22 protein-coding genes and 1 pseudogene are annotated in these 19,378 nt (G+C 38.7%); 16 read left to right on the forward strand and 7 right to left on the reverse strand.

Translation table 11 applies throughout. The features are described from left to right. The first annotated feature begins 88 nt into the window (after window positions 1-88). Together OU989_RS08070 and OU989_RS08075 are read left to right on the forward strand one after the other, a co-directional pair. Window positions 89-1,993, forward strand: a complete 1,905-nt coding sequence (locus OU989_RS08070) for an endonuclease MutS2 (protein WP_274796616.1) — start codon at window positions 89-91, stop codon at window positions 1,991-1,993. A 100-nt stretch (window positions 1,994-2,093) separates the two neighbouring features. Continuing rightward, window positions 2,094-2,834, forward strand: a complete 741-nt coding sequence (locus OU989_RS08075; protein ID WP_274796618.1) for a hypothetical protein — start codon at window positions 2,094-2,096, stop codon at window positions 2,832-2,834. Between the two features lie 63 nt (window positions 2,835-2,897). Here OU989_RS08075 and OU989_RS08080 read toward each other — a convergent pair whose 3' ends face one another. Further along, on the reverse strand, window positions 2,898-4,151 hold the full coding sequence (locus OU989_RS08080; protein WP_274796619.1) for a helix-turn-helix domain-containing protein: 1,254 nt from the start codon (window positions 4,149-4,151) through the stop codon (window positions 2,898-2,900). 123 nt (window positions 4,152-4,274) lie between these two features. On the opposite strand from OU989_RS08080, the gene OU989_RS08085 reads away from it, so the two are divergent. After that, on the forward strand, window positions 4,275-5,570 hold the full coding sequence (locus OU989_RS08085) for an MFS transporter (protein WP_274796620.1): 1,296 nt from the start codon (window positions 4,275-4,277) through the stop codon (window positions 5,568-5,570). 37 nt (window positions 5,571-5,607) lie between these two features. Here the strand turns inward: OU989_RS08085 and OU989_RS08090 are convergent, their stop codons facing one another. From OU989_RS08090 to OU989_RS08105, 4 genes are all read right to left on the reverse strand, one after another. Beyond that, complete coding sequence (locus OU989_RS08090) at window positions 5,608-6,324, reverse strand: LutC/YkgG family protein (RefSeq protein WP_274796621.1); 717 nt, start codon at window positions 6,322-6,324, stop codon at window positions 5,608-5,610. After that, window positions 6,321-7,751 (reverse strand): LutB/LldF family L-lactate oxidation iron-sulfur protein, encoded by a 1,431-nt coding sequence (locus tag OU989_RS08095; RefSeq protein ID WP_274796623.1) that lies wholly within the window; start codon window positions 7,749-7,751, stop codon window positions 6,321-6,323. Before OU989_RS08095 ends, OU989_RS08090 begins: the two co-directional genes overlap by 4 nt. A 16-nt stretch (window positions 7,752-7,767) precedes the next feature. Next, entirely contained in the window at window positions 7,768-8,484 is a 717-nt protein-coding gene (locus OU989_RS08100) for a (Fe-S)-binding protein (protein WP_274796626.1), read from the reverse strand. 140 nt (window positions 8,485-8,624) lie between these two features. Further along, window positions 8,625-9,356 (reverse strand): FadR/GntR family transcriptional regulator, encoded by a 732-nt coding sequence (locus OU989_RS08105; protein WP_274796628.1) that lies wholly within the window; start codon window positions 9,354-9,356, stop codon window positions 8,625-8,627. A gap of 509 nt (window positions 9,357-9,865) precedes the next feature. On the opposite strand from OU989_RS08105, the gene OU989_RS08110 reads away from it, so the two are divergent. The 5 genes from OU989_RS08110 to OU989_RS08130 all read left to right on the forward strand — a co-directional run bounded on the left by OU989_RS08110 (window position 9,866) and on the right by OU989_RS08130 (window position 11,976). Continuing rightward, window positions 9,866-10,576 carry a cytochrome c biogenesis CcdA family protein gene (locus tag OU989_RS08110; RefSeq protein ID WP_274796629.1) on the forward strand — a complete coding sequence of 237 codons (711 nt, stop codon included), beginning with the start codon at window positions 9,866-9,868 and terminating at the stop codon, window positions 10,574-10,576. Between the two features lie 52 nt (window positions 10,577-10,628). Further along, entirely contained in the window at window positions 10,629-10,997 is a 369-nt protein-coding gene (locus OU989_RS08115) for a response regulator (protein WP_274796630.1), read from the forward strand. Between the two features lie 24 nt (window positions 10,998-11,021). Then, window positions 11,022-11,516, forward strand: a complete 495-nt coding sequence (locus OU989_RS08120) for a CcdC family protein (RefSeq protein ID WP_274796631.1) — start codon at window positions 11,022-11,024, stop codon at window positions 11,514-11,516. Window positions 11,517-11,563: 47 nt separating this feature from the next. Then, window positions 11,564-11,728: a hypothetical protein gene (locus OU989_RS08125; protein ID WP_274796632.1), complete on the forward strand. Its 165-nt coding sequence runs from the start codon at window positions 11,564-11,566 to the stop codon at window positions 11,726-11,728. A 113-nt stretch (window positions 11,729-11,841) separates the two neighbouring features. Further along, a complete protein-coding gene (locus OU989_RS08130; RefSeq protein WP_274796633.1) occupies window positions 11,842-11,976 on the forward strand; it encodes a hypothetical protein in 135 nt (44 codons plus the stop codon). A 494-nt stretch (window positions 11,977-12,470) separates the two neighbouring features. On the opposite strand, the gene OU989_RS08135 is transcribed toward OU989_RS08130, so the two are convergent. Continuing rightward, window positions 12,471-12,899 (reverse strand): DUF2621 domain-containing protein, encoded by a 429-nt coding sequence (locus tag OU989_RS08135; protein ID WP_274797296.1) that lies wholly within the window; start codon window positions 12,897-12,899, stop codon window positions 12,471-12,473. A 123-nt stretch (window positions 12,900-13,022) separates the two neighbouring features. On the opposite strand from OU989_RS08135, the gene OU989_RS08140 reads away from it, so the two are divergent. From OU989_RS08140 to OU989_RS08170, 7 genes are all read left to right on the forward strand, one after another. Beyond that, on the forward strand, window positions 13,023-13,238 hold the full coding sequence (locus OU989_RS08140) for a DUF1659 domain-containing protein (protein WP_274796634.1): 216 nt from the start codon (window positions 13,023-13,025) through the stop codon (window positions 13,236-13,238). A 14-nt stretch (window positions 13,239-13,252) separates the two neighbouring features. Then, window positions 13,253-13,477 carry a DUF2922 domain-containing protein gene (locus OU989_RS08145; RefSeq protein WP_274796635.1) on the forward strand — a complete coding sequence of 75 codons (225 nt, stop codon included), beginning with the start codon at window positions 13,253-13,255 and terminating at the stop codon, window positions 13,475-13,477. Window positions 13,478-13,548: 71 nt separating this feature from the next. Then, entirely contained in the window at window positions 13,549-13,671 is a 123-nt protein-coding gene (locus tag OU989_RS08150; protein ID WP_004229459.1) for a YvrJ family protein, read from the forward strand. Between the two features lie 106 nt (window positions 13,672-13,777). Next, window positions 13,778-14,386, forward strand: a complete 609-nt coding sequence (locus OU989_RS08155) for an SCO family protein (RefSeq protein WP_274796636.1) — start codon at window positions 13,778-13,780, stop codon at window positions 14,384-14,386. Between the two features lie 102 nt (window positions 14,387-14,488). Then, window positions 14,489-15,004, forward strand: a complete 516-nt coding sequence (locus OU989_RS08160; protein WP_274796638.1) for a sigma-70 family RNA polymerase sigma factor — start codon at window positions 14,489-14,491, stop codon at window positions 15,002-15,004. 124 nt (window positions 15,005-15,128) lie between these two features. Next, window positions 15,129-15,887, forward strand: coding sequence for a hypothetical protein (locus tag OU989_RS08165; protein ID WP_274796639.1), 759 nt, complete (start codon window positions 15,129-15,131; stop codon window positions 15,885-15,887). Window positions 15,888-15,930: 43 nt separating this feature from the next. Beyond that, a complete protein-coding gene (locus tag OU989_RS08170) occupies window positions 15,931-16,470 on the forward strand; it encodes a DUF1572 family protein (RefSeq protein ID WP_274796640.1) in 540 nt (179 codons plus the stop codon). Window positions 16,471-16,509: 39 nt separating this feature from the next. Here OU989_RS08170 and OU989_RS08175 read toward each other — a convergent pair whose 3' ends face one another. Then, the gene (locus OU989_RS08175) at window positions 16,510-17,067 is read right to left on the reverse strand and encodes a delta-aminolevulinic acid dehydratase (RefSeq protein WP_274796641.1); all 558 of its coding nucleotides are present in this window, start codon (window positions 17,065-17,067) and stop codon (window positions 16,510-16,512) included. A 315-nt stretch (window positions 17,068-17,382) separates the two neighbouring features. Between OU989_RS08175 and OU989_RS23795 the strand changes: the two are divergent. Next, window positions 17,383-19,343: pseudogene (locus OU989_RS23795) on the forward strand (methyl-accepting chemotaxis protein). Window positions 19,344-19,378 lie beyond the last annotated feature (35 nt).

Consider the following 19,378-nt stretch of genomic DNA (forward strand, 5'->3'; position numbering starts at 1 on the left):
TTTTTATTTTATTAACACATCATTGCTATCTAATATTGGGTAGGTATCTTCATGTATGATCAAACATTACAATGAGGAGCATGAAAAAATGAATTTTACTACTCTAGAAAAGTTACAATACCATGAATTAAAGAATATCGTTAAATCCTACTGTGTTAGCGGTTTAGGAAAACAGCTATTAGATAAATTAATGCCAAGCTCAAGCCTAGCAGTTGTGAAAACTCGTTTGAATGAAACGACAGAGGCGCGCGCAATTTTAGATGCAGAAGGCCATGTACCTTTTTTAGGTGTCTCCAATATTGAGCATATCATGACCAAACTTGCGAAAGGGATGATATTAGATCCAAGTGAGCTAGTTAGTATGTCAGACTTTTTAAGAGGCTGTCGCAATATCAAAAAATTCATGTTGGATAAGGAATTTTTTGCACCAGTTCTTTCATCTTACGCCCATTCAATGGCAGAGTTTAAAAGTGTGGAGGAGGAAATTAATTTTGCGATAAAAGCCAATCGTGTGGATTCAGCTGCTAGTCGAGAATTAAAGCGTATTCGTCATCATATGGACACGACCGAAGAAAAAATTAAAGAACGCTTAACAAAATTTTTGAATAACAGTGCTAACAAACCCTATATTCAGGAATTCTTTATTAGCCAAAAGGATGATCGATATACGATTCCAATAAAGGCTTCCTACAAAAATCATGTACAGGGTACAGTAGTAGAGATTTCCTCAAAAGGTGCAACTGTTTTTATGGAGCCGAGTGTAGTTGCTAAATTGAATGTAGAATTGGCTACCTTAAAGGCAGAGGAAGCGGTGGAGGAGTATCAGATTTTAGCCACTTTATCAGGACTTTTAATGGAACATCTTCATGCCATTCAGATTAACATGGAGTTGATTAGTCAATATGATATGGTCTTTGCCAAAGCAAAATTCAGCAGACAAATTGGTGGTATGGAGCCACGTTTAAATGATTATGGTTATATTAACATAGTAAATGGCAAGCATCCGTTATTACCAGCTAATGCCGTGCCCCTACAGTTTACCATCGGTCAAGATTATCGTAGCTTAATTATTACGGGGCCAAATGCTGGTGGGAAAACCGTTGTCTTGAAAACAATTGGCTTATTAACGTTAGCGACCATGTCAGGCTTTCATATCGTAGCAGAGAAGGGAACCGAGATGGCGCTATTCGATCATATCTTTGTGGATATTGGTGATAATCAAAGCTTAGAAAATGCTCTTAGTACGTTTTCTTCCCATATGAAAAACCTTTCCGATATTATGAGGGCGGCGAATAATCATACACTTTTACTGTTCGATGAAATTGGCAGTGGTACAGAGCCAAATGAAGGAGCAGCGTTAGCAATAGCTATTTTAGAAGAGTTTTATCAGATGGGCTGTATGACCGTTGCAACAACACATTATGGCGAAATTAAACGATTTTCAGAAATGCACCCTGATTTTATGAATGCAGCGATGCGCTTTAATAGTGAAACACTAGAGCCTTTGTATCAATTAATGATTGGCACATCAGGAGAAAGTAATGCCCTTTGGATTTCTAAAAAAATGAATGTCCGTGAAACAGTTTTACAAAGAGCAAAGGATTATATGAATAACAAGGATTATCAGCTAACACTTGTTCAAGACAGTAAAATCCGTAAGCCAAAGATAGAGAAAGCGAAAGCGACAACAGTATATGCCTATGCAAAAGGGGACCGCGTGAAATTACTGGATTATGATGATATAGGGCTCGTATACGAAGAAATGGATCCTTACAATAATGTCAGCGTCTTCTATAAGGGGCAAATACTAGAGGTAAATGTTAAGCGACTTGCCTTAGAACTACCTGCAACAGAATTATACCCCGAGGGATATGATTTAGAGACATTATTTGTTGATTATCAAGCACGTAAGCTTCAGCACGATATCGAGCGAGGGTCCAAAAAAGCATTACGTAAAATACAAAAGGATATTAGAAAAGATAAATTGAACTAAGAACTTAGTTGAGAGACTGGGGCATAAGTGAACTTTCCAATTAGAAAAATGAGAGTCAACGTTATGTCCCAGTTTTTTTAGAATGGGGAGGACAAATAGGTTGAAAAAGGAATTTGGTATGTTGGTATTGTCTAGTATTTTATTGCTTGTGGGTTGTAGTGTTCATCAAGAAAGTTCTCAGAAGGATGAGAACTCTTCAACCGAACAATTATCAATGCAGCCGAAACAAGAGGCGAAGGAAAGTATTATTTGGTTTTCAGAGAACAATGAAGTACAGCTCACACCAAAAACAAAAGTTTCAGATGGTTTCAGTGGTGTAACTGTTGCAGTAAATAATATGGAGAAAGAGTTTAATTGGCGTTTTACGACCATTACAGAGCCTCAAGTTTATTATACGGATATTACAGGGGACGGGAAAAAAGAAGCAGTAGTAATTATAAATACAGGAAGAGGGACTGGTTTAACGATTGATGAAGTACATGTGCTGAATAGTGAGAACCTCTCCGAAATAAACGTACAGCCTTTTGAAGAAATTATTTCGGATCACTTCGAATCGAAAATTACTAAAAAAGGAGAGAATCTAAATATTCAAGTAGTAGTGCAAGGTACTGAACAGCATGTGAATGTTGTCGCTCTAGATCCACACGTAGAGCAAGAGCATCTTAATTTTGGAGGGGTCGTTTATTATAAATTAGACAATCAAAAATTAACTGTAGTGCTAGGTGCTAGTGTTGGAGTATCTCCGCAATATGTAGGTGATGTCTATATTACATATCAATTTGATGAGGCTAAAAATGAATTCCTGGCACATCAAATGAAATTTGTTCCTCTAAACAGCTAAATAAAATAATTAAAAATGAGTTCGATATGGGGCAGTAGCACCTTGCATCGAACCCATAATGTTTTATTCTACAGAATTAATTTGTGCTTTAATCGAATGATAGACTTCCTCAATTTTTCGTTTGTAAGGTAAATCCACTAAATTTAATGAATCTGTGTAGGCCATTTTTGCAATGTCGTAGGCTGTTGTTAGCTCCCCAAAATGTGCATAGCACAGGGCTTTATAGGAAAAACACTCATGTAAGCTTAAAATATCATATGGGTGACTAATATAAATCGGTATGTTTTTATATTGTTCAAATGCAGCCTTCGCTTCGTCATAACGACCAAGTAAATAGAGGGATTTTCCTTTTTCAGCATAATAAAAATTAGGATCCAGCTTGTCTATATACTCATGCTTCCTAAGCTCATTAAAACGTTCTATTTCAATCAGAGCTTGCTCATAATTATGGATGTAACTATTATAATAATGTGCCTTCAATACAAAAATAAAGGCGTCCACCTCAACACGTTCCGCAAATGCCTGATATTGCGCTAGCTTCATAAACATATGATCTGTTTGTTCAAAATCATGATCGATCATAGCACAATAGGCACCAATCCTGTACATATTATCAATTTGATAGAACAGTTGGTTTTTATGGGCATTAGTAATTGACTCTTGAATTAATTTTTTCCCTTCCTCATGCTCACCAATTGCGAGCTGGAATATACTCGTATAATAAGTCATTAATAAGGCATCGCGGGAATCGAGCTGATAGTCTTCTTGTTCAATAATTTCCTTTGCCTGTAAGATACGAGCGTAAGCCGATGTATATTGACGCTTTGCTGCTAAAATTGAAATCTCTAGGACAAATGTTTTGAACCAATGGCTGCGTAAATTAATTTCCTTAAAAATAGTACGAGCTTGCTGAAGCGGGGATTCCCAAGTTGTTAATCCAGCTTCATACTGAGCGTATGCGTAAATATACAATAACCGTCCAGCTTCGTAGCTAAGTGGAAGATTCTCTACAGATGGCTTAATGAGATTAACAATTTCTTGATGATGGTCGGCATCACCCCGTTTTACTTCTGCAAATAAAATTTCAACCTGCTCTAAAAGCGGGCGAAGTGAGGATGACGTTACTTCTTCCAGTAATTCACTAGCTTTCACCCCTAAACGTTCAGCAATATAATCAAGGCTTTCCATGGAAGGCTTGGCCTTATCATTTTCTATTTGGCTTAACATGCCCTTTGTTAGACGCTCACCGGCTAGTGCCTCTAATGTTAATTTTTGTTCTTTCCTTAATTTACGAATGCGTGTGCCTAAAGAATCCACTGCCTCGCCTCCTTTTGTTTAATTATATTAAACTTTTTCTTGCATGAAAAGGGGGAGCTATGATATATTTTGTTTAACATGATTAAACTTTTTAATTTAGTTAAAAAACGGAGGGGTTTTGAGATGAATGAAGCGGAGAAATTAAAGAAGGCTACCTATCATTTATGGACATTTACAGCGAGTAAAATGATTGCCATGCTAGGGGCACATGTGATGGCATTTGGTTTTAGCTTATATATATTAGCCATGACAGGGTCGGCCATGAGCTTTGCAACGAATATGATTTGTTCTGTGTTACCTCGTGCTCTTGTGGCACCTATAGCAGGGTATGTTGCGGATAATTATTCGAAAAAACGAACAATTTTACTGGCGCAGGCAGGGACTATTGTAACCGTTGGGGGGTTACTGTTATATACAGAAACGGTAGGGATGTCAGTTTACGCTATTTACATTGCTACTGTGTTTAACACGATCTGCTCTGCCTTTTCCGGTGTTACATTTTCATCAGCTATTGCTACGCTTGTTAATCCAGAGCGCTTACAGCGTGCGATGTCATTTAATCAAATGTCCATGTCCGTGGCTGCCATTGGGGGGCCAGTCATTGGCGGGATGATGTACGGATTTTTTAATATCGACGTTTTTTTAATGGTCAATATGGTGGCGTACGCTATTGCCTTTTGTTTAGAGGCAACAATGGATTTTAACCTCTATAGTACAAGAGGAAAAGATGTGAAGAAGGAAAAGGTTTGGGAAAGTCTTAAAGGTGGGTTCCATTACATCAAGCAGCGTAAAGTCATTAAAACAATTATGTGGGTAGCATTATGGATTAATTTATTCTTTTCTGCCATATCTGTCGGAGGAACATTCATTATCATTGAATTACTGAAAGTAGAATCTACGCATTTCGGCTTTATTCAGGCTTCAGGAGCAGCGGGTATGCTGGGAGCTTCCGTATACTTTGCATCAAGATCAGAGGTTAAAGTGCCATTACGTTTCTCAAAAATAAGCTTATTGCTATTGTCAGGGAGTGTAGCTTTAGCCGTCATTCCATTAGTTACAGATTTCTCCTACTTAGCAGTCGTTATCTTTTATCTAATCATTTACTTTATTTTTGCTATATTCGAGATGGGCATTAATATGCCAATAGGGGTGTATATGCAAAAAATCATCTCTGAGGAATACCGTGGACGCGTCTTAGGCTTATTAGAGACCATGGCAATGTCCATGATGCCAATAGGTATGGTTATTTACGGTATATTATATGATACTGTACCAGCAACAATTATTTTACCTGTTACAAGCGTCATTATAATTTCAATTTCACTTGTAATGTTGCGACCATCCATCTTAAGAGAAGCACATCCAGAGTATTATGATCAAAAAGCTATAGCAGAAAGTATTCCTAATTCAACAACATAACCAAAAGGCATGCATAAACTTTGCATGCCTTTGTTAATTATTGATCCTCAATAACAATATACGTTGCTTGAATGGGGCCATGTACCCCAACGATTAAAATCATTTCGATATCTGCTGAGTTACTTGGACCCGTTATAAAGTTGATGCAGGAGGCAATTTTTTCACCACGACGGATTTTTTCACTAATCCAACGTGCTGCCTGTGTCATACGAGGAACAATCGTACTTTTCGGAATTAAAATAATCGATTTTTCTGGTAAAAAACTAACACTACGTCCCTTATCCTTGCTACTAAAAAGTACAGCAGTCCCCGATTCTGCCAAGGTCATTTCACTGATTGTAATACCAATATTCGCTTTTTCAGCTTGTCGGATGTTTTCCTCCTGGTGCTGTGCATTCCATTCATAATGCTGAATATTAGCTTGTGGCCATTGTTCGGTCATTAATTGTGATAGTCCATACTTTTGGAATCGTTTATCATGCCATGTAATGATGGACTGACCCCCATAATGGTCAACAACGGATTGTAAATCTTCAGATAGCTTTGCGGTAGTGGAAATGACAATATCAGTATGAATATTAGCACACTGCTTTATTAATACCTCTACTAATTCGTCCTTTGTGGCATCTTTGAGAATGCGGTCTTGTGGCTGATATTGCCACGTTGGGCGTGAAAGTTCTATTTTTGGTGAACGTCCAAGCTGCTTTGCGATGTTGGCTAAGAAGGATTCTCGATTGTGAATGGTACCTGTCACTGGTGTTCGCCTCCTTTTGAACGGTTTTTCAACCAATCTCTAAAGCTATCTTTTGTTGGTGCAGGAAAATCCCTCGCTTCAGTCCATGCTTTTAATGGACCTGGTCCTTTCGAAATGGTGTTGTCTTTCGTAAACGGGGACATTGCTGGTGCCGCCATTTTGGTTGCCATCTTATATAAAGTAGGGGAGGAAGCACCTAAGCCAAATGCCTTCATTAATAGCTTTTCAGAAACAGGTGCTTTGCCTTCATTTTCAACGATGACTTGGCGATGGCGATGAATCAGCTGATGTAAAGGGATTTTGACAGGACATGCGTCTGTGCAAGCCCCACACAATGTAGAAGCATATGGCAATTCTTTATAATCATCATAGCCTCCTAAAAGTGGTGAAAGGACAACGCCAACAGGCCCGGAGTAGATGGAACCATACGTATGGCCACCAACATGACGGTACACAGGGCAAGCATTTACACAAGCAGCACAGCGGATACATTGTAAAATGGGCTGGAATTCACTACCTAAAATAGCCGAGCGTCCATTATCTACAATAACTAGGTGAAATTCCTCTGGTCCATCCGTATCACCCTCTTCTTTGATTCCGGTTAATGTCGTAATATAGCTAGTTAGCTTTTGACCCACCGCACTCCTTGTTAATAGGCTCACAAGAACCTCCATTTCTTCAAAGGTAGGGACAATTCTTTCCATTCCCATAACCGTAATTTGCGTTTTCGGTAAAGCCGTGACTAAATCAGCATTACCTTCATTTGTGACAAGCGTAATGGAGCCACTTTCTGCAATGGCAAAGTTACAGCCTGTTATCCCAATATCTGCGGTTAAATAGTCATTTCGTAATTTTTGTCGCACATAGAGAGCAAGCTCCTCTGGCTTTTCTGTTTGCGTGTAGCCTTGTTTTTCCTTAAAAATATCTCGAATCTGCTCTTTGTTTTTATGTAGGGCAGGCGCCACAATATGGGAGGGAGGCTCATGATCCGCGACCTGCAAAATGTATTCGCCAAGGTCTGTCTCAATCACTTCACAGCCAAGTTTCTCTAAAGCTGCATTTAGGTTAATTTCTTCTGTCACCATCGATTTCGACTTGACAATTTTCGAAGCATCCTTCTTTTTGGCAATGCCTTGAATGTAATCGGTTGCTTCTTTTGCCGTATGAGCAAAAAACACATGTCCGCCTCTTTTGGCAACATTGTCACTTAATTGATATAAGTAATAATCAAGGTTAGCTAAAACATGCTTGCGAATTTCCTCTCCATGCGAGCGCCATTCTTCCCAATGACCGAGCTCGTCAGCTTGTTGTAAGCGGCGAGTTTGAAAGCGTTCTTGCGCACTTGAGACAGCCCCACGCATAAAGTGATTGTTAAGTTCTTTTGTTACACGCTGATGGAATGGCTCATTACTTGTCTTCATTGCCATGATTTATTTCCCCCTTTTATCGGCAGTTTAAAACTTCAGCAATATGCATCACTTGAATTGGTTTCCCTTGGCGCTGAATGCGACCACCGATATTCATTAAACAGCCGGCATCGGCCCCAATTAAAATGTCAGCGCCTGTTTCTTCCACATTTTGTACTTTTTCATTGACCATTTCTCCAGAGATATTGCCCATTTTGACTGAGAAAGTGCCGCCAAATCCACAGCACCGATCTTTACCTGGGAGATCCGTGTAGTGTAGTCCTTTGACATGGCTTAATAATTTTAACGGAGCATCCGTTACACCGAGCAGACGAGTCATATGGCAGGATGTATGGTATGTAGCTTTGCCTTCGAAATGAGCACCAACATCTTCTATTTTTAAGACATGGACAATAAATTCAGTAAATTCATATGTTTTATCCGCTAAAGCCTGTGCTTTTAATGCCCATTGTGGATCGTCCTTCAATATTTCAGGATATTCTTTCAGCATATAAGCACAGGAACCAGAAGGGGAGACCACATATTCAGCTTCCTCAAAAGCAGTGATCATTTTTTTTATGGCACTTTTGGATTCTTTCACATAACCGCTATTGTACGCAGGCTGCCCACAACAAATTTGATTTTCAGGAAAGTCTATTTCACAGCCGAGTCTTTCCAGCACTTCAACAACTGCCTTTCCGACATTTCCTTGAAACATATCTACTAGGCAAGTGGCAAATAGTGATACTCTCATTTTCATCGCTCCTTTTCTAAACAACTGGTCATCTGATGACTTTTGATGGTTATATCATACAACAATTTGTTAAAAGAATAAAAGTGTTTTCAGAGAATTTTCTGAAAAAATAAAACTACCTAGTGAAGAGGTAGGTAGTTTTACTCGGAGTTGGATTCCGTTAATTCGAAATACTGTAGGAGCACCTTTTCAACATTGCTTAAATGAGAAGCCATCGCATGTTTGGCCAACTCCTCATTTTGCTGTTTAATCGCGAGGAAAATTTGCATATGTTCATCATATAATTGTTCGCTCGTTGTTTTTTTGGAATACAACCAAATTCGGCGAGTTTCTTTCATTGTTTCAATCATAAGGCCAGAAATTTGATCTAGGATGGTAACGAGTAGGGGGTTTTGAGAGGCAGTAGAAATGGCCGCATGAAATTGATAATCTACTTTTTCACCAAGCTCGCCATCACCGTTGGCTTGCTTCATATCCTCTAAAATTTGTAGCATGGCTTGTATATCCTGTTCCGTACGATGGATAGCTGCACTTGCTGCTGCTCCTACCTCAATAATCTTGCGCACCTCTAATAAATGAGCAATATCCTGTCTATTCGTTAACATCGCAGTGGACAATGGAAAATCAAGTTGATTGGATGACACACTTTTAACAAATGTCCCAGAGCCTTGTTTAATCTCAATCAATCCCATCGCTTTTAAAGCGGAGAGCGCCTCACGTACAGCAGATCGGCTAACTTGTAATTGTTCTGCGAGCTGTTCAACAGAGTCAAGACGATCACCTGGTTTTAGGACACCAGCTCTTATTTTTTCATGTAGAATTTCGGACACTTCTTCATAAATTTTTTTAGGTTTAATTTTTCTTAGTTCCAAGGAGCTACACCTCATTTTCTCGATCAAATGCTCATTTGTTATCATCATTATACATGAAAATAAGTCATTTACTCACGGATTCAAATAAACATCTTATGTAAAGAGAGATTTTGTCGAAATGTAAAGGGGGATAATAATAGTATCAACTTATAATAAGGTCATCAGATGATTCGGTTTCCTGATATCCTTGTCTTTGTAAATGATTTCTTACAATAGCATTTGGTCAGTAGTGTCTATCGAATACAGAAGCCTATTTCAACAGTAACGCCAACTAATCGACAATGTCAAGACTGTGGGAATAAGTGGAGTGATTGCTGCTACGAAAGGGTAGAATATTGGCGCAATTTGTTGACAGAACAATAACGGGAGAGCATAATGCAAAAGTAGCGAAGTGGCACTTCTCAAAAATCTCATACTTTTGCCATGAAACGTTCACAAACTGGAAGGGCGCATTTTATTCTGTTTTTTGGTACGATGGATGCAGTAACTGTAAGGAGCGATTATAAAATATGGGATCTGATATTAACGTATTTTTAGCTTTTGGTGCAGGGTTTTTAAGTTTTATTTCACCATGTACTCTCCCACTGTATCCAGCATTTTTATCGTACATAACGGGTATGACATTAGATGAGCTAAAATCGGAAAAAGGTATGCTACAAAAACGTGCCATTTTCCACACATTATTCTTTTTACTAGGTTTTTCAATTATCTTTATTATTATTGGGCTAAGTGCTTCATTAGCGGCAGAATTTTTCCTAAATTATCAAACATTATTACGACAGGTTGGGGCTATTTTAATCGTAGTATTTGGTTTAATGATTGTAGGATTATTGCAAATAGACTTCTTAATGAAGGATCGTAAGTTTCAATTTAAAAATAGACCATCTGGCTATTTGGGGTCCGTCTTAATAGGGATTGCCTTTGCGGCAGGTTGGACACCCTGTACTGGACCCATCCTAGCGTCCATTATCATGTTAGCTGGTACAAACCCAGGTGCGGGCTTCAGCTATATGTTCGCGTATTATTTAGGATTTGCGATTCCATTCTTCGTGCTTTCGTTCTTCATTTCACGTATGACATGGATTCGTACTCATAGCCAAAAAATTGTGAAAATCGGCGGTTATGTAATGATTGCCGTTGGGATCTTATTATTCTTTGATGGATTAACGTATATTACACGCCTTTTACAGCCAATTTTCGGTGGATTTACAGGCTTTTAATTTGTTAAACTAAAGAAGCATACCGAACTTTAACGTAGAGGGAGATGAACATGTGCCGACAGTTTTAGTAGTGGATGATACGCTTTTTATGCGTGTTGCAATCAGTAATATGTTTACAGAATGGGGTTATGAGGTAGTCGGTAAGGCAGCAAATGGTAAAGAAGCTGTGGCGATGTATCGTGAGTTACAACCAGACTTAGTTACAATGGATGTAACGATGCCCGTTATGACAGGTATTGCAGCAGTAAAAAAAATTATTCCAGAATTTCCACATGCAAAAATTATTATGGTGACAGCTTTAGGCCAGCAAAAGTTAATCGTAGAAGCGATCGAAAGTGGGGCAAAGGATTTTATTACCAAGCCCTTTGAGCCAGAACGATTAAAGGCTGTAGCTGATCAATTACTTGGACAAAATTGCTAATTAGACATTAGAGGAGGATTTTTTATGTTGAGCAGTATCCCTTCTCACTATTATGTTATAGGGTCGACCATCATGGCCATTCTTATGGGAAGCTTTGTCATGGTCATTCGAATGAGAGCTTCCAAAAAGCCGACAAATGAGAAGAAAATTATTATTCCACCAATAGCGATGTCTTCGGGTGCACTGATGTTTCTATTCGAACAATTCCGCGTACCACCGATGCAAATTTTAGAGGCAGCAGCTGTCGGAATGGTGTTCTCGACGATTTTAATCGCTACTTCAAAATTTGAAGTTAAAGGTCGAGATATTTATTTAAAACGGTCAAAAGCATTCGTTTTCATCTTAATCGGCTTGTTAGTTTTCCGAGTTGTTGCGAAAATGATATTAAGTAGCTCCATCGATGTCGGTGAATTAGCAGGAATGTTCTGGATATTAGCCTTTGCCATGCTATTACCTTGGCGAATTGCTATGCTCATCCAGTTTAAAAGAGTCAAAAAAACAATTCCACAACTACACTAGTGCAGAAGCTAGTGTAGTTTTTTTATGCTCATAAGCGTGAAGAGGTGTTGGATCGCATTCTTATGGGGTGGATTGAAGCGTGGGATAGTAAGGCGAAGGTGGTGGTTAGCAAAGGGAAAGTGACGGATAGAAGTGAGAAAGTAGTGGATAGAACAGCAAAAGTAGCGGATAAAACCTGCAAAGAGAAGGATAGCGCCAAGAGAAGGGGATAGAATCGCAAAAGTGGAGGATAAAACAGCAAAAGTGATGGATAAAACAGCAAAAGTAGCGGATAAAACCTGCAAAGAGAAGGATAGCGCCAAGAGAAGGGGATAGAATCGTAAAAGTGATGGATAGAACAGCAAAAGTCATGGATAAAACAGCAAAAGTGATGGATAAAACAGCAAAAGTGATGGATAAAACAGCAAAAGTAGCGTATAAAACCTGCAAAGAGAAGGATAGCGCCAAGAGAAGGGGATAGAATCGCAAAAGTGGAGGATATAACAGCAAAAGTGATGGATAAAACAGCAAAAGTAGCGTATAAAACCCGCAAAGTGAAGGATAGAGCCAAGAAGCGTGGATAGAACAGCGAAAGTGATGGATAGAATCGCTAAAGTGATGGATAAAACAGCAAAAGTAGCGGATAAAACCTGCAAAGAGAAGGATAGCGCCAAGAAGCGTGGATAGAATCATGAAAGTGACGGATAGGACAGTGAAAGTGGCGGATAGAATCGCGAAAGTGGTGGATAGAACAGCAAAAGTAGCGGATAAAACCTGCAAAGGGAAGGATAGAGCCAAGAAGCGTGGATAGAATCATGAAAGTGACGGATAGGACAGTGAAACTGACGGATAGAATCGCGAAAATAGTGGATAGAACAGCGGGAGGATAGAATCGCTAAAGCAATGGATAGCCAACAGCAGCATTCGAGAACAAAAGGAAACGCTGCACCAAATGGATGTGCAGCGTTTTCATAATCATTCAAATAAGTGTTCGTATGGGGCGATGTCAATTTGCATTTGTTCTAATTTTTTGCGTAAAAATTTGTGATCGCGCTTGGGTGTTGCTTGGATATAGCCACGAATAATGAGGTCATTGTTAATGGCAGCTGCTTTTTCCTCTAAAGCGAGCTCACCGATTTTGCCTGCGATTTTTTCCTTTGCTACTTGTCTAAAGAGCTCAGGTACTGGACTTACTAGCTCATAGAGTAAGTCCTTTTCAGCTTGTCCCCATAAGTGAATTGTTTTATCTAAATAATATTCCTGCCAATCTAAGTCAGATTTTCCATCCTGCTTAGGTAATGCTTTTAAAAATTTACGGAACATAAAGAATCCGCCAATAGCCATCAATGAAATGAGGACGACAACCCAAAATAAAATAAACCATAAAAACCAACCTTGTAACAAATCGTTCACCTCTTTGCCTTCTCTTACTCTATTATAAGAGCTTCCGAAAAAAAATTCATCCTATAATGTCCCTTTTTTAGCAATTCATCTTTATATAGTGTGCAAGAAGGGAGGTGACGTTAGATGGCAAACGTTAACTTTATTAGTGCAACTCTGCGTCTCAAGTATGAAGATGGCTATGATGAGCAAAATGAACCGAAATTCACAACAAAATCGTATCGTAATCTTAACAACACACATAGTGCGGATGATTTACTAGCTGTGGCGCATGCTTTTGCAAGTCTTTCATCACAGACTTTGTCTAGCATTGCAAAGCAAGAAACAAGCGATATATCTTAAGGGGGGATTACAGCATGGCACAAGTATTAGAGTTACAATTTGCAACAGTGGATGGTAAAACGACAACATTAACGATTGATGCTCCAAAGCCCAATGTCTCAGTGGCTGAAATTCAGCAGGCAATGGAAACGATTGTGGCGAAAAATGTATTTGCCGGACAGGTAGGGGCTTTGTCTGCCATTAAGGGGGCACGCCTTGTAGATCGTCAAGTAACGGAATTTGATGTAGCAACAGAATAATTCATCGATGGCCTTTGCAATTGGAACTGCAAAGGCCATTTTTTACCGTAGGAGAGAGGAGAGGAGACCTAATGGAACAGTGGTTAAACATGATATCCGATATCGGTTTTCCGATTTTAGTGTCATTTTATTTGTTGCACCGCGTCGAAGTAAAGCTGGATGCGATTCATGCTGCACTCGTTTCGTTAAAATGAAATACATTTCACAAAGATGTACGAAAGCTGTCACTTAGTAGTTCTTGTCAACGCTTACAACCTACGTTAGGATGAGGATAGTGTAAGGTTAGGGAGAGTGTTGACCATGAAACGTAAATTACTAGGGCTAGTTCTACTGCTGACTTGTGCATCCGTACTAGGAGCATGTGGAAATTCAAAATTTAAAGCAGATTATAGCCTGGAAATACCCGAATTTGAACATGTAAATCAACGTGGTGAAACGATTTCACTAGAAAGTTTGAAAGGCAAGCCTTGGATCGGCATGTATATATTTACGAACTGTGTGTCGATTTGTCCGCCCATGTCATTGAATATGGCACAAGTGCAAGAAAAGCTCCAGAAAAAAGGAGTAGAGGATTATCATATTGTTGCCTTTTCAGTAGATCCAGATGTGGATAAACCAGAGGTGTTAGCCGATTATCTTAGTAAATACAATGTACCAGATGAATCAAAATGGAACCTTCTAACAGGATATTCACAAAAATATATTGAACAATTTGCTGTGAAAAATACCAAAATTTTAGTGAAAAACGACCCTAACAGTGATCAAGTCATACATGGTAATCAATTTTTCTTAGTCGATAAAGATGGTGTTATCGTCAAAATGTATAATGGCTATGCTGAAAATATTGAAGATGTCCCAATTGATACGATAGCTTCTGATATCGAAACATATATTGATGAAAATTTATAAAAAGCAATAAACCGTCTCGGACTTAAGAGACGGTTTTTTTGTTCTGGAAAAATAATCTTTCTCTAGTTGAGCATCGTTTATAGTGTAGTAGGAGGGGCAAGCATGTCTGATAACGAAAAATTAGAGCAACTAATGGCTATACATACGGAGCAATTATTTCGAATTGCTTATTACTATACAAAGGATTTACAACTAGCCGAGGATATTGTGCAGGATGTTTTTATTAAATTCTACCATCAAAAACATTATGAAGAACGAGGAGAAATGAAGGCTTACTTGGCACGCATGACGATTAATAAATGTAAGGATTACTTAAAAAGCTGGGCATATCGAAAAATTACATTTCAGCATAAATTTTTTACCAAACAAAAGTCGGTCTTGCAGGATACACTTATTCTTCAGGATGAACAAGATTTATTAGATGAAGCAATTTTACGGTTACCCATTAAGCCACGAGAAGCGATTGTCTATTATTACTTAGAGGAAATGACAATTAAAGAAAATGCTGAATTACTTGAGATTCCTGAAGGTACGGTGAAATCACGTTTAAAAAAAGGGAAAGAGCTTTTAAAAGTAGATTTACAAAATATCGAATGGGAGGTACTTTTCCATGGATAAGCATACAATGCATATTTTGAAGGATGTCACAGCTCATAAAGAGGCGATCATTCAAAACGTTCGACAACAAATCCAACAGCAAACACATCCATCCAAGACAAAGTGAACATATCGTGCAGTCACAATGTTGATCACTTGTTCGCTCTTACTATTTATTGCGTGGCAAGCAACACAACCAATGAATCAATTGGCGACTGAGGTAACGGATGAAGGGGAAGTACCTACATTCACTGAATTATTTCAGACAGAGGTAGATGGAACTGCTACAACATACAGTCAGTATTTTCAAATTGCCGATTCACTCAATCACCGTGAAAATATCAAGTATTATGCTCCGCTTCAAGGTTTCGGGGCTATGCAAGAAGTAGCATCTACAATGGGGGATGCAGTCCATCTAATTGAGCCTAAAGATCTGCCGTTTCAAGCAAATATTCAGGAGGTCTATGCGGTAACTTCAGATATGAAAGATGGTAGCCTACAAACGCAATTTCAATTTAGCTTTAAAGAAAAATCTCTTGCAGGTGTAGATTTGCAGTATATTCATTTTACAATTACGAACGTAGAGCGTAACCCATTAGCTAACCGTAAACTTACAGAAAATATTGAGAACATTGAGGGGAGTAACCTCAAGAATGTAGGCTTTAATTTTTTGAACCCTTTGTATTATCGAGAGATGACTCCTGACCGAGGTTTTGCATATATATACTATGATTATGATGAGGCAGATAAGCGAGTCTTTCGAATGACTACAACCAGTGCTAATGAATTTTATACGTATGATAACGGATATGTTTATCATATTGGTTATCGAATAAATGGTGATCAAGAAGAAGTCCAAGAAAAAATGGTAGCCATCGTAAGAAAATTTATTTCTGGCAATTAGCTCATCCTATTGTAAAATGATAGAAAAGAAGGGATGGGGGTCAATGACAACGATTGCGCAAACCTATTTACAGGTTGTTCAAAAGAGATTCCAAAATGTGAAAGAGTTAGGGGATAAGGCTCTTGCCCAATTAGAAGAGGAACAGCTGCACTGGGCGTATAATGAAGAATCTAATAATATAGCTGTCATTGTGAAGCATGTTAGTGGCAATATGATTTCACGTTGGACGAATTTTTTAACGACAGATGGTGAGAAGGCTACAAGAAATCGGGATGATGAGTTTATGGATAGTCTTCATACAAAAGAATCTATTATCGCAGTTTGGGAAAAGGGCTGGCAAGTCTTTTTAGATACTTTGGCGAGTTTAAGCGAATCTGATTTGGAGAGGCATGTTACCATTAGAGGAGAGCAGCTAGCTGTGATCGATGCCATTGAGAGACAAATGGCTCATTATGCACAGCATGTTGGTCAAATTATTTATATTGCGAAACAAGTAAAGGGCTCTGAATGGCAAACATTAAGTATAGCAAAAGGGGAGTCTCAAGCTTTTACAGAGGCCATGCTAGAAAGAAACCAATCATAAATACACAAGATCGTAGCAATCATCTGTTGCTACGATCTTTTAATTTGCTACATAAAGCTTGTACATGGCTGTTTCAGAGTCAATGGCTTGCGCAAGGTCAAACGCCTCCTGCTGACTTTTTTGATTGGTGATGATTTCATAAAAATAACGAATAACAAACATAAGATTCGCATTGCCGTCAATATAATCATCAGGTGCTAAATAGGATTGACAGCCACTCGCTAAAAAGGCTGTTGCTAGCTGCTGCCAACCTAATGTACAGCCTGTTGCTAGAACTTTGACATTTTGTAGCCGGCAATAGGACTCAATATGCCTTGGTCCAAAGTATAGATCTTGAGGTTCATCGTTCTCATACACTTCTTCGCCTAACTCGGGTAAACAAAAGCGCCCTTCATTGCCGTGGAAATTTAAAATAAGATAGTCCATTCTGCCATAAAGGTCCTCTCCAGATAAGACATCAATCAAATCATTGGGTCTTCCAATCAAATGCAGTGTGACCCTGGCGCCAAATGATTCAAGTGCCGCTCTAATGGCCATGGATTCGAAATCACAATCTGGTCCAACTACTAAATTTACATATAACTCTGGTTTACTCAAAGTCTCTTCACCTCCATTATTAGTATAAATGAAAAGTTAATATTACAGGATACATTGTCAATTGCTGATGTTCAGCAGGCTATTTATTTACTAGAATAAGCGAAATTACTCCTATATTGTCATCATAATAATGGCGAATATAGGGGATTTTTATTTTTCGGGAAAGACTGAATAGTAGGAAAATCATAAAATTGTTTGAAAAAATTTTTTTCGTCCGATAAAAGTAAGGGGAGAAATGTTATGCAGATAAAGAAAGGGAAAGATGGTGGAAAAATAGAGTATTTTTTCACGTGTAAATTAAAAGGAGACTGATATATGAAGAAACTATTTAGCAGTTTTAAAGGCAAGCTTTATACGCTATTTGCGCTTGTATTACTTATCCCTGTGATATCTGTGGGGAGTTTATCCTACTTATCTGCAAAAGATTCCATTAAAGAAGAAATTTTATTTAGTGCCAATGAAAGTGTAGGCATTTTAAATAAGCTTATTGATAAAACCATTAGCGAAAAAATGGATGAAATTAACGTCTTTAGTAGTGAAGTAGATGCTCAACAGTATGAGCAAGCACAAGCATCGATTGTGTCAAAATTACAGCAATATACTAAGCTGAATCCAGATGTTTTGAGTGTTTATATTGGCATGAATAACGGTGACTTTACACAGAGCCTCGATTAAATGATGCGGACTACAATCCATTAGATCGAGATTGGTATAAAGAGGCAACAGCTCTTAAAGGAGAAACCCTAATCACTAACCCTTATAAGGACGCAGGAACCGGCGATATGGTGGTGACAGTTGCCAAACAGATTAAGGATCACTCTGGTGTTGTGGCAATTGATATCAAGCTAACAGACCTGCAAAAAGTTGCCGATTCGATTCGGATTGGGAGAAATGGCTATTCCTCTATTTTTGGGGAAAATAACTTAGTCATTTCACATCCGACCCTAGAAGCAGGCGGAGAGCTGAAAGAAAGCTTCCTTGATAAAATGTACGAAAATTCATCGGGCACTTATGACTATGTCTTTGACGGTGATGATCGAATCCTGTTCTATACAACAAATGAATTAACAAATTGGAAAATTACCGGAACAATTTTTGCTGAAGAAATTGATGAGTCCGCTTCCTCCATTTTGTATCATACAATTCTTGTATTAGTGGCAGCTATTATTATTAGTTCCATCGTCTTTTATTTTGTAATGAAGGCCATTATTAAACCAATTAAAGCATTAAAGGACAGCGCCGTTACAATTAGTAAAGGTGATCTCACAGAGACGGTGACGGTTTCTTCAAATGATGAGATTGGTCAATTAGGGCAGGCCTTTAATGACATGCAAGAAAGCTTACGGACACTAATTCAAAAGATTGAACAAAACGCAGAGGAAGTCGCTTCGTCAGCAGAAGAGCTAACAGCCAATGCGAATCAGACAAGCATTGCGACTGAAAAAGTAGCGATTTCGATTCAGGATGTCGCAACAAGTGCTGATTCTCAAACGATTAGCGCCAATAAAAATGCAGAGTCACTGCATGAGCTTTCAACAGCTATTCTTCACATAGCGGAAATCTCCTCTGCTGTAACCGATCTTTCACAGCATGCAACATTGCAAGCAGATGAGGGTGGACAAGCCGTTCAAAATACAAAGGATCAAATGCAGTCCATCCATTTATCCGTAGCGGATTCCAATGCGAAAATCCAAACTTTACATGAACGATCACAGCAAATTACATCTATTTTAGATGTCATTACAAGCATCGCAGATCAAACTAATTTACTGGCACTAAACGCAGCAATAGAGGCAGCACGAGCGGGTGAACATGGAAAAGGCTTTGCGGTTGTGGCAGATGAAGTGCGCAAGCTAGCCGAGCAGTCACAGGAATCGGCAAAGCAAATTTTTGAGCTGATTCGAGGAATTCAACAAGAAACAGAGCAATCTGTTACGATTATGGCGAAGGTGACGGAGGATGTGCAAAGTGGATTGCATATTTCAGATGAAGCTATTACAAAATTCCAAGTTATTATGGCAAGTATGAATGAAATTACGCCTAAAATGGAGGAAGTATCCTCAGCCTCAGAGCAAATGTCTGCAGGTGTTCAAGAGGTTGCAGCAGTGACGGAAGATCTGGCATTCTCAGCAAAAGGTAATGCAGCTGCGTCAGAGGATGTAGCGGCATCGACAGAGGAACAATTAGCTTCAATGGAAGAAATCAATGCCTCTGCTCAAGCACTAGCACATATGGCAGATGAATTAAAGCAACTCATTAGTCAGTTTAAATATTAAAGCAAAACGCCACTCCTGTTAAATTAGGAGTGGCG

This window comes from Lysinibacillus irui (assembly GCF_028877475.1).
In the GTDB taxonomy this organism is placed as follows: domain Bacteria; phylum Bacillota; class Bacilli; order Bacillales_A; family Planococcaceae; genus Lysinibacillus; species Lysinibacillus irui.